The 14125-nt window shown below is 58.8% G+C and carries 10 protein-coding genes and 1 riboswitch; of the genes, 4 read left to right on the plus strand and 6 right to left on the minus strand.

Going from position 1 to position 14125, the window contains the following annotated elements:
• Nucleotides 1-91 precede the first annotated feature (91 nt).
• Genes ribA through PMYSY11_RS03700 form a run of 3 tightly spaced genes read left to right on the plus strand, consistent with a single transcriptional unit; the run spans nucleotide 92 to nucleotide 1925 of the window.
• The gene (gene ribA / locus PMYSY11_RS03690) at nucleotides 92-712 is read left to right on the plus strand and encodes a GTP cyclohydrolase II (RefSeq protein ID WP_069902002.1); all 621 of its coding nucleotides are present in this window, start codon (nucleotides 92-94) and stop codon (nucleotides 710-712) included.
• A complete protein-coding gene (locus PMYSY11_RS03695) occupies nucleotides 709-1125 on the plus strand; it encodes an MFS transporter (protein WP_150548340.1) in 417 nt (138 codons plus the stop codon). The genes ribA and PMYSY11_RS03695 overlap by 4 nt, the downstream gene beginning before the upstream one ends.
• Complete coding sequence (locus tag PMYSY11_RS03700; RefSeq protein WP_150548341.1) at nucleotides 1125-1925, plus strand: cobalamin-binding protein; 801 nt, start codon at nucleotides 1125-1127, stop codon at nucleotides 1923-1925. Before PMYSY11_RS03695 ends, PMYSY11_RS03700 begins: the two co-directional genes overlap by 1 nt.
• Nucleotides 1926-1974: 49 nt before the next feature.
• Here the strand turns inward: PMYSY11_RS03700 and PMYSY11_RS03705 are convergent, their stop codons facing one another.
• The 6 genes from PMYSY11_RS03705 to PMYSY11_RS03730 all read right to left on the minus strand — a co-directional run bounded on the left by PMYSY11_RS03705 (nucleotide 1975) and on the right by PMYSY11_RS03730 (nucleotide 11631).
• On the minus strand, nucleotides 1975-3855 hold the full coding sequence (locus PMYSY11_RS03705; protein WP_150548342.1) for a TonB-dependent receptor domain-containing protein: 1881 nt from the start codon (nucleotides 3853-3855) through the stop codon (nucleotides 1975-1977).
• 91 nt (nucleotides 3856-3946) lie between these two features.
• Nucleotides 3947-4177: riboswitch (cobalamin riboswitch) on the minus strand.
• A gap of 48 nt (nucleotides 4178-4225) precedes the next feature.
• A complete protein-coding gene (gene dxs / locus PMYSY11_RS03710) occupies nucleotides 4226-6127 on the minus strand; it encodes a 1-deoxy-D-xylulose-5-phosphate synthase (RefSeq protein WP_150548343.1) in 1902 nt (633 codons plus the stop codon).
• Between the two features lie 126 nt (nucleotides 6128-6253).
• Nucleotides 6254-9535, minus strand: a complete 3282-nt coding sequence (locus tag PMYSY11_RS03715; protein WP_150548344.1) for an acetyl-CoA carboxylase family protein — start codon at nucleotides 9533-9535, stop codon at nucleotides 6254-6256.
• Between the two features lie 103 nt (nucleotides 9536-9638).
• Complete coding sequence (ispA, locus tag PMYSY11_RS03720; protein WP_090515018.1) at nucleotides 9639-10526, minus strand: (2E,6E)-farnesyl diphosphate synthase; 888 nt, start codon at nucleotides 10524-10526, stop codon at nucleotides 9639-9641.
• Nucleotides 10523-10765, minus strand: a complete 243-nt coding sequence (locus tag PMYSY11_RS03725) for an exodeoxyribonuclease VII small subunit (RefSeq protein WP_069902009.1) — start codon at nucleotides 10763-10765, stop codon at nucleotides 10523-10525. The genes ispA and PMYSY11_RS03725 overlap by 4 nt, the downstream gene beginning before the upstream one ends.
• 95 nt (nucleotides 10766-10860) lie before the next feature.
• Entirely contained in the window at nucleotides 10861-11631 is a 771-nt protein-coding gene (locus tag PMYSY11_RS03730) for a sulfite exporter TauE/SafE family protein (RefSeq protein ID WP_150548345.1), read from the minus strand.
• Between the two features lie 668 nt (nucleotides 11632-12299).
• Here PMYSY11_RS03730 and PMYSY11_RS03735 point away from each other — a divergent pair.
• Entirely contained in the window at nucleotides 12300-14105 is a 1806-nt protein-coding gene (locus PMYSY11_RS03735) for a DUF1302 domain-containing protein (protein WP_090515014.1), read from the plus strand.
• Nucleotides 14106-14125 lie beyond the last annotated feature (20 nt).

The raw sequence follows: 14125 nt of genomic DNA on the forward strand, positions 1-14125 counted from the left end.
AATTCAGACTGACCCGCCAGCATGGCCTGCTGTTACAATGGCAGGCTGAGTTAACCCTTTTCTTTCTCCTTTATATGATCAGGAGTATCCGGTGCCCGTCGTCTTCGTCGCCGCCTCCAAGTTACCCACGCCGTTTGGCGAGTTCACCATGCATGGCTTTCTTGAAAAAGCCACCGGCAAGGAACACGTCGCGCTGACCTTTGGTGATGTTGCCGATGGTGAGCCAGTGCTGGGTCGCCTGCATTCCGAATGCCTGACTGGGGACGCACTGTTCAGCCTGCGCTGCGATTGTGGTTTTCAGTTAGAAGCTGCGCTAAGCGCCATTGCCAAAGAAGGCCGTGGCGTTTTGCTGTACTTGCGTCAGGAAGGCCGTGGTATTGGCCTGCTCAATAAAATCCGTGCTTATGAGCTGCAAGATGGCGGTGCCGACACCGTCGAAGCCAATGAGCGTTTGGGTTTTGGCGCCGATCAGCGTGATTACGAAATCTGCCGGCCAATGCTCAAGCATCTGGGCATCGAGTCGCTCAAGCTGATGACCAACAATCCGCGCAAGGTCAAAGCTATGACCGACATGGGCGTGGTAGTGGCGCAGCGCGTACCGCTGCAAATCACCCACAACCCGCACAACAAAAAATACCTGGCGACCAAAGCCGGCAAGCTTGGGCACATGCTCGGCAGCCTGCATCAGGCTGAGGTTGAGGAAAAACTGTGACCCGCGAGCAAATCAAGCGCGGTCTCGGTTTCATCTGGTGGTGGCAGCTCGGCTTGACGCTGGCACCGCTGATTATCATCGACTGGCTGCTGGCCGGCTCACGTCAGCCGAGCGCTCTGGCAATGCCATTGTTCATTGCCGGGCTGCTGTCGATGTTTGTCAGCTTGCCGTTGTTTCGGCGTTTCAAGCATCAACTGATCGCCACCCAGAAAGCCCTCGATACCGACGCCGAACCGCAAGCCTGGCTGGCTCTGGCCAAGTCGCGGCGCTTGGCGTTTCTCGCTGCCGGTTTGCCGGCCTGGATTGCTGCCGTTGCGGTATTCGCCGGGCTTGAAGCCATCCCGCAGATTCTTCTGGCGCTCGCCAGCGTGGTGCTGTTGTACCTCTATCGCATTCCGCGTCAGCTCGGCTAATGCAGCGCTGCGTCTGGCTATTGCTGACGCTGTTGCTGAGCGCGCCGGCCTTTGCCGCCGAGCGCATTGTGAGCCTGGCGCCTTCGCTCAGTGAAATTGTTATCGAGCTCGGCGCTGCCAAACAGCTGGTCGGTGTGCTCGATGGTGGTGAGCGCCCGGCGGCGCTGGCAGGGCTGCCATCGGTTGGCCGTTACGGCCAGCTTGAGCTGGAAACCCTGCTCCAGCTCAAGCCTGATTTGATTCTGCTTTGGCCCGACAGCATCAGTGCCGGGCAGCGCAAACAACTGGAAAACTTCGGCATCGAGCTGCTGGTGGCTGAGCCGCATAAGCTGGCCACGCTGGCCGACCAGTTTGCCGAGATAGGCACGCGTATCGGCCGCCCCGAACAAGGGCGGCAACTGCGCCAGCGGTTTAACGCTGGCATGCAGGCTCTACAGCAGCAATACCGGCGCGAGCAACCGTTGCGGGTGTTTTATCAGGTCTGGGACAAACCGCTGTATACGCTCGGCGGCCAGCAGATTATCAGCGATGCCTTACGTGTTTGCGGCGCGGTGAATGTGTTTGCAGATCTGCCGCAACCGGCGCCGCAGGTCAGCATCGAGTCGGTTATTGCGCGCAATCCTGAGGTGATTCTGGCTGGCAGCGGCGCAGAACTGGAAGGCTGGAAAGACTGGCCGAGCCTGACTGCGGTGGCGCAGCAACAACTTTGGCAGGTGCCGGATAAAGGTCTGGAGCGTCCGAGTTTTCAGATGCTCGGCGCAACCGGGAAACTCTGCAAAGTGCTGGCGCAAGCCCGCTGAAAAACAACCTGCGTGAGGGCGTAATGCGCCCCACGCAGGTTTACAACCCTTAGATTTCCGGCGTCCAGGTCACAGCAAACAAGGCCGTGCGCCCTTCGGTGTTGTAGCCGTAACGACCGTTGGGTGTGCTGTAAGTGGCGTCGCTGTAGTCCTTGTCGAACAGGTTGTTGAGCTTGAGATCGAAGCTCACTTCCCGACTGGCTTGCCAGCTGCCGCGCAAATCCACCAGCCCGTAGCCGCCCAACTCGATGGTGTTGGCTGCGTCATCGAAACGCCCGCTCACGGCGCGCAGATTTGTTCCGACGCTGAAATCACCAAACTGGCGATCAAGGTCCAGGCTCAGCGTGCGTTTAGCGCGTCGCGGCAAGGTGTGCCCAGTTTCACGGTCACGCGGGTCAATCAATGACAGTGCCAGATTGCTCTGCCAGCCAAACCACTCTTGCTTGAGTGACGTCTCGAATCCGTTGATGCGCGCGCGTTGGGTGTTCTGCGGAATAAAGTTCTGATCCAGCACAATCGCGTCTTTCAGGTCGGTACGGTACAGCGACATTTGCAGTTCGCTGCTGGTGCCGAAACGGCTGCGCCATTGCACTTCGTAGCTCTTCGAGGTTTCCGGCTTGAGATCCGGGTTGGCGCTGGCGAAACAGAAACCGCCGGAGCAGAAGTCCGGGTAATACAGGTCGTTGAAGGTGGGCGCGCGGAAGCCTTCGCTGTAGCTCAGAATCACCTCGTTGCGCTCATTCATCGGCACTGTCAGCGCGGCGTTCCAGGTGTTCTCGCTGCCGAACTGCTGGTTGTCGTCGTGGCGCAGGCCAAGCTCGGTCGAGAACTTTTCGGCGGTGTAGCGATGCTGGATAAAGGCGGCGCGGTTCCAGCGTGAGTCTTCGACAAAATCGACACTGTCGTCGGTATGCAGGCGGTCTTCGTACCAGTCCAGGCCTAGCAACACCTGCTGATTGCTGGTCAGTTGCAGGGTGTTGACCCAGTTTGCCGAGTCCCGGTAGGTGAAGAACTGGCTGTCACCGAAGTTGGTCAGGTCGTTGCTGGTGTCGCGCTTGTCTTCGCTGTGGCCGACTTCGAGGCGGTTACTCCAGACGTCATTAACCGTGGCATCGAGGTAGCCCGAAATGCTGCTGACCTGAAAATCCACGGTCGGCAACGAGGTGCCGAATACATCATCGAACTCGGACTGGCCGCGCTGATCAAGCACGCTGAATCCGGCTTCGACCTGATCGTTGAACTGGTGCGACACGTTCAGGCTCAGTGAGCGATTGCGGTAGGCGTCTTCATCACCGTTGGCCCCATAAGCATCGCGGGTTGCATCAATGCCCTGGGTTTCGTCCAGTGCCGCGCCAAGGTTGAATTGAGTCTGGCCATCGCCACCGGAGAGCCCGAGGCTGCGCTCGTAAGTACTGTCGCTGCCGATGCCAAAGCGCATGGTTGGCTTAAGGCCCTGACCGTCGCCTTTGCGGGTGAAGATCTGAATGACGCCGCCGATTGCGTCGCTGCCATACAGCGCCGAGCGGGCGCCACGTACCACTTCAATGCGCTCGATCTGATCCGGGCTTAAAAACTCCAAGCTGCTGGTGCCGCTGGAGGCTGATGCGATGCGCTGGCCATCTACCAGAATCAGGGTTTGCGCGGTCGAGGTGCCGCGCAGGAACAGTCCGGTCTGGCTGCCGGCTCCACCTGTGTGGCTGAAGTTGACGCCGGGCACGCGCTCCAGCAACTCGGCGACGCTGCGCACTTGCAGGCGCTCGATGTCTTTGCGCTCGAACACGCTGGTTGCCGCCGTGGCTTTGGCCACAGGTTCAGCCTGGCGGCCCGAAGTAACAACTAGCGGCGAGGCTTGATAGACATCAGTTGAGTCGGCGGCATTGGCCAGGCAGGGCGCCAGTGCGATAGCCAGAGTAAGACGGGAAAGTTTCATGTAAATCCTCAAAAGTAGAATGCTTTTGAGGAGGGCAGGGGCAAGTGCACACGCAAGCACGCACTTGACGGTGATGCCCTCCGCAACACCAGTCAGAAATTGTTCCGAGGCAGGTCTCCGGGCTGCCGACATGAGTTTTTCACCTTCCCGGGCAATGCCCAGTGGTCTCTCGAAAAACGCTGTGCAACGCGGCGCTATGAAGCGTTCGCATCGCACTGTCGGTTACCGTTGCGGGGGCAGCACAGGCATTGTCAAAGACGCACCTGATTCCCTTTTCACGCTGAGCCTTGCGGCTTGCAGCGACCTCGGCCAATCAATAAAAAACCACTGCCGGGTTTAGTCAGCAGTGGTGAAATTCAAGCAGTAATCTTCAGTCTTGCGGATTGAGCAGGTTCAGGCGCTGAGTGATCGACGCCTCGATTCCTGCGCTGTCCAGCCCGCACTCGGCGAGCATTTGTGCAGGCTTGGCGTGCTCGACGTAATAGTCGGGCAAGCCCAGATGCAGTATGGGGGTGCGCAGATTGGCGTCGGCCAGGAACTCGCTGACCGCGCTGCCGGCGCCGCCCATAATGGTATTTTCTTCGATGCTTACCAGTAGCTCATGCTGGCTGGCCATTTCGCGCACCAATGCTTCGTCCAGTGGCTTCACAAAGCGCATGTCGACGACTGTTGCATCGAGTTTTTCAGCCGCTTGCAGGGCGTCGGCCAGTTGCACGCCGAACACCAGCATCGCTACGTTCTGGCCTTTGCGGCGGACGATGCCCTTGCCGATTTCGAGCGGCTCAAGGCCGGCTTCAATCGTTGCATTCGGGCCGGTGCCACGTGGGTAGCGCACCGTTGCCGGGCCGTTGAAACGGTAGCCGGTGGTGAGCATGCGGCGCATCTCGTTCTCGTCGCTCGGGGTCATGATCAACATGCCGGGAATGCAACGCAGGAACGAGATATCAAAGCTGCCAGCGTGAGTCGGGCCGTCTTCACCGACCAGTCCGGCGCGGTCGATGGCGAACAGTACGTCGAGGTGCTGTACCGCGACATCGTGAATCAGTTGGTCGTAGGCGCGCTGCAGGAAGGTCGAGTAAATCGCCACAACCGGCTTGGCACCTTCGCAGGCAAGGCCGGCAGCCAGCGTTACCGCGTGCTGTTCGGCAATTGCCACGTCCATGTAGCGCTCGGGGAAGCGCTCGCTGAAGGCGATCAGATCGGAGCCTTCTTTCATTGCCGGGGTAATTCCCACCAGCAACGGATCGGCCTCGGCCATGTCGCACAACCACTGGCCAAATACACTGGAGTATTTGGGGCCGGATGGCTTCTTTGGCACCACGGGCGCGTTGATCGGGTCGAGCTTGGTAATCGCGTGGTAGCCAATCGGGTCGGCTTCGGCAGGCGAGAAACCTTTGCCTTTTTTAGTGATGACGTGGAGAAACTGCGGGCCTTCCAGATCGCGCATGTTGCGCAGGGTTGCCAGCAGTGTTGGCAAATCGTGGCCATCAATCGGGCCGATATAGTTCCAGCCCAACTCTTCAAACAACGTACCGGGAACCAGCATGCCTTTGGCGTGCTCTTCGGTTTTGCGGGCAATTTCCCAAGCGCCGGGCAGACGTGACAGCACTTTCTTGCTGCCTTCACGCATGCTCGCGTAAGTGCGGCTGGAAAGCAGCTTGGCCAGATAGTTGGACAGGCCGCCGACATTGCGCGAGATCGACATGTCGTTATCGTTGAGGATAACCAGCATGTCGGTCTTCAGATCGGACGCGTGGTTGAGTGCTTCGAACGCCATGCCCGCAGTCAATGCGCCGTCGCCGATGACCGCAACACTCTTGCGCTTGCTGCCTTGCAGCTTGGCACCGAGAGCCATGCCCATTGCCGCGCTGATCGAGGTGCTGGAATGGCCGACGCCGAAGGTGTCGTACGGGCTTTCACTGCGACGTGGAAAGGCGGCAACTCCGTCTTTCTGGCGCAAGGTCGACATCTGCTCACGACGCCCGGTGAGAATTTTATGCGGATACGCCTGATGGCCCACGTCCCAGACCAGCCGGTCATCGGGGGTGTCGAAAACGTAATGCAGAGCGACAGTCAGTTCGATCACGCCGAGGCCTGCACCGAAGTGCCCGCCAGTCTGGCCGACGGTGTAGAGCAGGTACTGGCGCAGTTCGTCCGCCAGCGTTTCCAGCTCAGCTTCACCTAAGCGGCGCAGTTGATCTGGCGTGCTCGCACGGTCTAGTAACGGCGTCAGCGGACGCTCGCGGGGAATCTCATGAAAAGTCGTCGGCATCAGGCGAATCAGTTCAAATGCATAAAGATGCACCAGTTTACCCGAAACACGGGCAAAGCTTTAAGCAGTAACGTTGCCCGCGTCGGTTAAAGCTGTAAATCAGCGACCAAATGCCGCGGACAGTGGCTACCACGTGTCGATAAATCCGCGCTTTTTGCCTGCCCGTACCGGTGCAGGCGCTGTTGAGTTGAGGCCGCGGATTAACCAATGCCGGGTTTCTTGCGGGTCGATCACGGCATCAATTTCAAGAAAACTGGCCATGTTGATGCCTTTGCCATTCTCGTAGGCCTTGGCCACCAGTTTATCGAACAGTTGCTGGCGCTCTGCCGGGTCTTGCAGTGCTGCCAGCTCCTTGCTGAACCCTAGCCTTACCGCGCCTTCCAGGCCCATGGCGCCGAATTCGCCGCTGGGCCAGCCGATGGTGAACAGCGGTGAATGGAAGCTGCCGGCTGCCATCGCTTGCGCGCCGAGGCCGTAGCCCTTGCGCAGAACCACCGTGAAGAACGGCACGCTGAGGCTTGCGGCGGCAACAAACATGCGCGAAACATGGCGCACCGTGGCTTGCTTCTCGGCCTGCGGGCCAACCATGAAGCCAGGAGTGTCGCACAACGAAACCAGCGGGATGTCGAAGGCGTCACAGAGTTGCATGAAGCGTGCGGCTTTATCGCCTGCCGCCGCGTCAATCGCGCCGCCCAGATGCGCCGGGTTATTGGCCAGCAAACCGAAGGGCTTGCCTTCGATGCGCACAAAAGCGGTAATCATGCCCGGCGCAAACTGGCTGCGCAGTTCGAGTACCGAGTTGGTGTCAGCCAGGGTGCTGATAACCCGGTGAATGTCATAGACGCGCAGGCGATTTTCCGGAATCAAGCTGCGTAGTTGGCGTTGATCCGCACATTGCCAATCTGCCACCGGGCCCTGGAAATAACTCAGGTATTGTTTGGCGGCGGCCACTGCCGCGGCCTCATCGGCGACCAGTACATCAATCACCCCGTTAGGCGCTTGCACTGAGCTTGGGCCGACTTGTTCGGGGGTGAAACTGCCCAGACCGCCACCTTCGATCATCGCCGGGCCGGCCATGCCGATACTGGCATCGCGGGTGGCGATAATCACATCGCAGCAGCCGAGCAGCGCGGCGTTACCGGCAAAGCAGCGTCCGGCCACCACGCCCACCAACGGCACCAAGCCGGAGAGTTTGGCCATGCCGACAAAAGTGTGACAGTCGAGACCGGCAACGCCCACAAAATCGGTGTCGCCGGGCCGCCCGCCGCCGCCTTCGGCAAATAACACCAGCGGCACGCGCCATTGCTCGGCCAGTTGCAGCATGCGGTCGGTCTTCTTGTGATTCATCACCCCCTGCGTACCGGCAAATACCGTGTAGTCGTAGGCAATGGCCATGCAACGCGCCGCCTGCTCGTCGAACAGCTGCGCATTGACTGTGCCCAAGCCTGCAATCAGGCCATCGGCCGGGCTTTGTTCGATCAACTCATCAAGCGAGCGACGACGACGCTGCGCGGCAATTGCCAGCGCGCCGTACTCAATGAAACTGTTGGCGTCGAGCAGATCATCGAGGTTCTCGCGGGCGGTGCGTTGTCCGGTCTTGCGCCGTTTGGCGACCGCGCTGGGGCGTCTTGCGTCGGTGGTGATTGCGTGGCGCTCGAGTACTTCGGCAAGGTCGGCGCGAATATGCTCAAGGTCGACGCTTTCTTCGCTGTGGTAGGCTGCGCCGAAAATCTCGGCCGGCTCGATAACCAGCAACGCCTGGCCGCTGTCGATAAAGTCGCCCTGATCGGCTAGCTGCCTGACCACGACACCGCTGTGTTCTGCCTTGATCACAAACTGCATTTTCATCGCCTCCAGCACGCCAATCTCCTGGCCTTGAGCGATTGCATCGCCTTCGTGCACAGCGAGGGTGACCAACACGCCCGCACTGCTGGCGTTAATCGAGACGCAACCGGCGGGTATCTCGGCTGTTGCTTGAACGTGGCTCTCGCTGGAGTCGGCCAGGCTGAAACTCATGTTGCGGTGTGCATGGCTGGCCTCGAGCAGACGTGCCATGTGCCGCTCGACGAATCGGGTGTCGAGCTGATCGGCTGCGACTTCCGGCAAGCGGATCAGGCTTTGCAGCAGGGCGATGTTGTGGCTCACACCTTCCAGGCGGAATTCGCAAAGCGCGCGATAGGCGCGATTCAAGGCAGTGGCGTAGTCGCCTGCATGAACAATCAGTTTTGCCAGTAACGAGTCATAACTGGCATTGACCCGATAACCGCTGTAGCCATAACCGTCCACCCGCAAACCCGGACCGCTTGCGGGTTCGTAAGCTGTGATAGTGCCGCTGGCCGGTTGGGTGCTGCCGTCGGCCTGTTGGCGCTCAAGGTTGATCCGCAGTTGCACGGCGCAACCGTTGATTGGCGGTGGCGTGCTCAGGCCCAGTTGCGCAAGGCTGGCGCCGGCTGCCAATTGCAGTTGGGTTTGCAGCAAGTCGATGCCGGTTATTTGCTCAGTGACGGTGTGTTCGACCTGAATGCGCGGGTTGGCTTCCATGAAGTAGAAGCACTGAGGGTTATCGGCATCCAGCAAGAATTCGAAGGTGCCAACACCCTGATAATCCACTGCGCGGGCGAGGGTGAGAGCGGCCTCGATAATGGCGGTACGCGCGGTCTCTGGCAGGTTTGGGCTGGGCGCAATTTCGATGAGTTTTTGCTGGCGGCGTTGCAGGCTGCAGTCGCGCTCCCACAAGTGGCTGACGTTGCCCTGCTGGTCACCGATGATTTGCACTTCGATATGCCGGGCATTGCTAATCAACTGTTCGGCGTACAGCTCGCCGTTGCCGAATGCATTGCGTGCCTCGCCCTGACATTGCTCGAAACTGGCGGGCAGCTGTGCGGCGTCGAGCACCACGCGCATGCCGCGACCACCGCCGCCAGCCACAGCCTTGAGCATGATCGCTGCACCAGCCCCGAGGCTGTGCATGAACTCACGCGCCTGCTCAAGGCTAATCCCTGCGGCGCTGCCTCGTACCAATGGCACCGCGCAACGTTCGGCGAGTTGGCGGGCCTGAGCCTTGTCGCCAAAACACTCGAGAATCTCAGCGCCGGGACCGATCATCAGCACGTCTGCCTCGCTGGAGGCGCGGGCAAACTGCGCGTTCTCGGCTAAAAAACCGTAGCCGGGATGAACCGTATCGCAGCCTTCTGCGCGGGCGATTTGCAAAAGCTGGGGGATGTCGAGATACGCGCTTACGCCACGGCCTTTAAGTGCCACTGCGTGATCGGCGCGGCGCACATGCAATGAGTCGGCGTCATCCTCGGCATACACCGCGACTGTGCGGATGCCCAGCTCGGCGGCAGCTCTGGCGATACGAATGGCGATCTCGCCACGGTTGGCAATCAGCAGTGAGGTGAAAGGCATGGAAGCTCCGCAGTTTTTATTCTGCAGATATCTTAGGCGCTCACCCTTTGAGGTAAACCAAGGTTTACCTCGACGTACTTATTGCTATCAGTTTGAGTGATGATCAGCTGCGGCGGGCGACGATGAATTCGGCCAGCTCACGCAGCGGTTGCGCCGTTGCGCCAAAATCCTGCAGCGCTGCCAGCGCCTGATCGCGCAATTCTAACGCGTAGGCTTTAGCCGCTTGCATGCCCAGCAGCGCCGGATATGTTGGCTTGTCGTGAGCCTGATCCTTGCCCTGGGTTTTACCCAGCGTGGCGGTATCGCTCTCGACATCGAGAATATCGTCCTGCACCTGAAACGCCAGGCCGATGGCTTGGGCGTATTGCTGCAATGCGCTTAAATTCTGGCTGCTGGCAACGCCGCTGGCGAGTGCGCCAAGGGCCACGCTGGCCTCGATCAGGGCGCCGGTCTTGTGCCGGTGCATATTCTCAAGCGCAGCCTGATCGAGCTTGCGCCCGACCGAGCCGAGATCAATCGCCTGCCCGCCAACCATGCCCGCAGGCCCGGCCGCTTTGGCCAGACGGTTGAGCATCTGCAGGCGCAACTCAGCGCTGTGCGGGTTAAGTTCCGGGTCGCTGATAACATCAAAGGCCAGGCTTTGCAGGCCATCGCCAGCGAGAATTGCGCAGGCTTCGTCAAAGGCGATGTGGGTGGTCGGCTGGCCGCGACGCAGATCGTCATCGTCCATTGCCGGCAAGTCGTCATGCACCAGTGAATAGGCGTGAATCAATTCGACCGCACAGGCTGCGCCATTGGCTTTAGCCGGGTCGCCACCGAGCGCTTCACACGCGGCGTAAACCAGCAGCGGGCGCACGCGTTTGCCGCCATTGGTTACGCTGTAGCGCATGGCCTGATACAAACGCTGCAGATCGGCCTGCGGGGCCTGGAATAATTGCTCAAGTGCTTGGTCGACACGCTGTTGGCACGTGGCCTGATAGGCCGCAATCATGCTTGTTGGTCCGCGTCGAAAGGGGCTTCCTCCAACTCGCCGTCGCGCTCAAGCAGGATCTTTACTTTCTGCTCGGCCGAAGCCAGCGCGGCCTGGCAATCGCGAGTCAGGCGAATGCCCTGCTCGAATGCGGTAAGCGAATCTTCGAGGCTCAGCTCGCCATTTTCCAGGCGTTCTACCAGCGTTTGCAGGTCGGTTAGCGACTGCTCGAAGTCGAGTGATGCTTTTTTGCGGGCCATTTAGGGCATTCTCGGCGGGAAATCAACGGGCGAATATCGCTCGCGACACTAGCAGAGCCGAGGCTTTCGGGCAAATCGGCGCGCCAGCCGCGACCTCAGTGCTTGAAGTAAGTCGCCCAGAAATAATAAACCGTCATGCCCGCGCCGACCGCCAACACCAGCAGGCGTAAAAATTTGGGCGGCAGGCGCTGGCCCAAGGCGCCGCCAGCATAGCCACCGAGCGTGGCGCCGGAGAGGAGTATCAGCAGTTCAGTCCAGCTCACGCGGCCCGCCACAATGAACGTTGCAGTGGCAACGCTGTATATGACCGCCGAGATCAGGTTTTTCAGGGCATTACTGCGAGCCAGCGGATGGCCCTCAATCGAGAATGCCGCCAACTGCAAAATGCCCATGCCCGCACCGAAGTAACCGCCATAAACCGACACCAATCCATGCGCGGCCAGAGACAGCGGTGAATGCGGCGGTTGTGCTGCTTCTTTACGCCTGGCCGCGAGTGCGCGACTCAGGCTTGGGCTGGCGGCAAACAACACTGTAGCGGCGAGTAACAGCCACGGAATGAGCCCACGGAAAATCTCATCACCACCGAGTAACAGCAACAGGCCGCCGAGCAAGCCGCCGGCGAATCCTGCCAGCAGTAATGGCAACAGATACTTACCCAGTGGCCGCAACGTGCTTCGAGCTGCCCACGCAGCGGCCACGCTTGCCGGCCACAGCGCCACTGCATTCGTTGCGTTGGCCGTCACAGGTGGTAAACCCGTGGCGAGCAGGGCCGGGAAAGAGAAAAATGTGCCGCCGCCCGCCAGCGCATTCATACCGCCAGCAGCAAAACCCGCTGCAATCAGCAAAGCGATCTCGGTGAACTCCATTTTTTCGGCTCTGGGCAGTTAAAAGTGCGCAGCTTAAGCCCTGTAAAGGGCGCCGCCAATGGCTATTTGAGGCAGCTCAGGGGCGCTAATTGCCATGCAGTTGTTTCGTTTAAAAACCACAACAGGAAAAAAAGTAACAGTTTTTTTCAGTGTCTCAGAGCCGCTGGAGGCCGCGATATTCCTGACTTTGCCGTGCTGGATCAGGTTTTTTGCAGGCGCTGTTGGGGCGATATTGCGGGCAGCGGGGCGGTTGCTATTTCACAGTATTGCTGCCCGATCAGTGTGAGTAGCTGTCCATCTTCAGCGTTTTTTAGGCGTGGCAGTGATAACGGATTAAAGGCACTTGGACAGCTGTTTTAACAGCATCGCCAGCAGGCGATTCGAGTTGTATGAGCAGCATTGCCTGTACCGCTTAAACACGCCACTTTCAGCGCTTGTATTCAGGTGTTTACCTTAAAAACTAATCCCTCGATTTGCGCGTGGTCATGGCATGTATTTATGGTTAATGATGGATCATTCATTTGCGTGTTAATGCGCTATGAAGGTCGTTCTAGAAGGGTATTCATACTTTCGAGCTAAAGCTGCAAATTCCTCCTTTTGTGGGCCGAAACGACTAGTTCTGCGTGCTAATGTCGTTGCCAGCTACACCCACATCCAAGGAGAGCCGTATGACAAAAACAACATGGCCCGGGGTATTAAGTCCGCACGCCCTCGCAGTCGCTATCGCAATGAGTGTTGCCGCTCCAGCCCACGCACTCAACTTCAATATCGGTGAGCTTGAGGGGCAGTTTGACTCCTCGCTGTCGGTAGGGGCCAGTTGGTCGACAGAAGATCCGGACAATGAGCTGATCGGTATGGCCAATGGCGGTACTGCATTTACTCAGACAAACGATGACGGTCGTCTGAACTTCAAAAAGAACAAAACCTTCTCGAAAATTTTCAAGGGTATTCACGACCTGGAGCTGAGATACGGCGACACCGGGGTGTTTGTTCGCGGCAAGTACTGGTACGACTTCGAACTGAAGGATGAAGGGCGCGAGTTCAAGGACATCGACGATCACAACCGTAAAGTCAGCGCGCAGTCGTCCGGCGCAGAGATCCTCGATGCCTTTGTTTATCACAACTACTCGATCGGAGATGTGCCGGGCAGTGTGCGTCTGGGTAAGCAGGTTGTCAGTTGGGGTGAAAGTACCTTCATCGGTAACAGCATCAACTCGATCAACCCGATCGATGTCTCCGCATTTCGTCGTCCGGGGGCCGAAATCAAGGAAGGTCTGATCCCGGTCAACATGTTCTATCTGTCACAGAGCATCACGGAAAATCTCTCGGCTGAAGCGTTTTATCAGTTGGAGTGGGATCAGACGATTCTCGATAACTGCGGAACCTTCTTCGCGACTACCGACGTAGCGGCCGATGGCTGTAACACCAACTACAACATTCTCGATCCAAACTCTATCGCTGCGTTGCAAGGTGCTTCCGGCGCAGGTTTATTGCCTGGCGTAACGGTTGAAAATGAAGGCTTGCTGCTGCCGCGCGGTGGGGACCGTGACGCACGCGATGATGGCCAGTGGGGTATGGCATTGCGCTGGTTGGGGGATGACACCGAGTACGGTGCCTACTTCATGAACTACCACAGCCGCACGCCAATCGTCAGCATGCAGAATACTGACCGCGCCGGTATTGGCGCCGCCTTGCAATCGCTGCAGGGGCCTGCGGGCGCTCTGGGTGCGCAGGCACTGCTGATTGGTCGGGGCACCTACTTCCTTGAGTATCCGGAAGACATTCGTCTTTACGGTTTGAGCTTCGCCACAACCTTGCCGACAGGGACCTCATGGTCGGGTGAGGTGAGCTACCGGCCGAACATGCCGCTGCAAACCAACACCACTGACCTGACGCCAAATCTTGCGACTACGGTCGTTGGCGGGCTCACCACCGGTGGCGTAGCTGGCGCTTTGGCAACTGCCGGGCTGGAAACCCATGGTTATCAGCGTAAAGAGGTGACTCAGGCGCAAACCACCTTCGTGCACTTCTTCGACCAGATTCTCGGCGCCAGTCGCTTAACCCTGGTGGGTGAAGTTGGCTATACCCGCGTAGGCGGCATGACCAATGAGGTGGGTAACCGCTTCGGCCGTGATGCGACCTTCGGCGTGCCAGAAAATGCGCTGGCTGATGAGCGTTATGGTTCGCACGGCTTCTTCACCAGTTCGTCATGGGGCTATCGCGCCCGCGGTGTGCTTGACTACAACGACGTATTCGCCGGGATCAACCTGAAGCCGAACATGGCCTTCTCGCATGACGTTCAGGGCTATGGCCCGACCTTCAACGAAGGGTCCAAGGCTGTCAGTTTCGGATTGGATGCTGAGTACCAGAACACCTACACGGCGAGCCTGAACGTGACCGAATTCTTCGGCGGCTCTTACAACGTTGCAACTGACCGTGACTTCGTCGCGCTCAGCTTTGGCGTTAACTTCTAATAATGTCAGTACGGAGAATC

This window comes from Pseudomonas marincola (assembly GCF_900682675.2).
GTDB classification, from domain to species: Bacteria; Pseudomonadota; Gammaproteobacteria; order Pseudomonadales; family Pseudomonadaceae; genus Aquipseudomonas; species Aquipseudomonas marincola.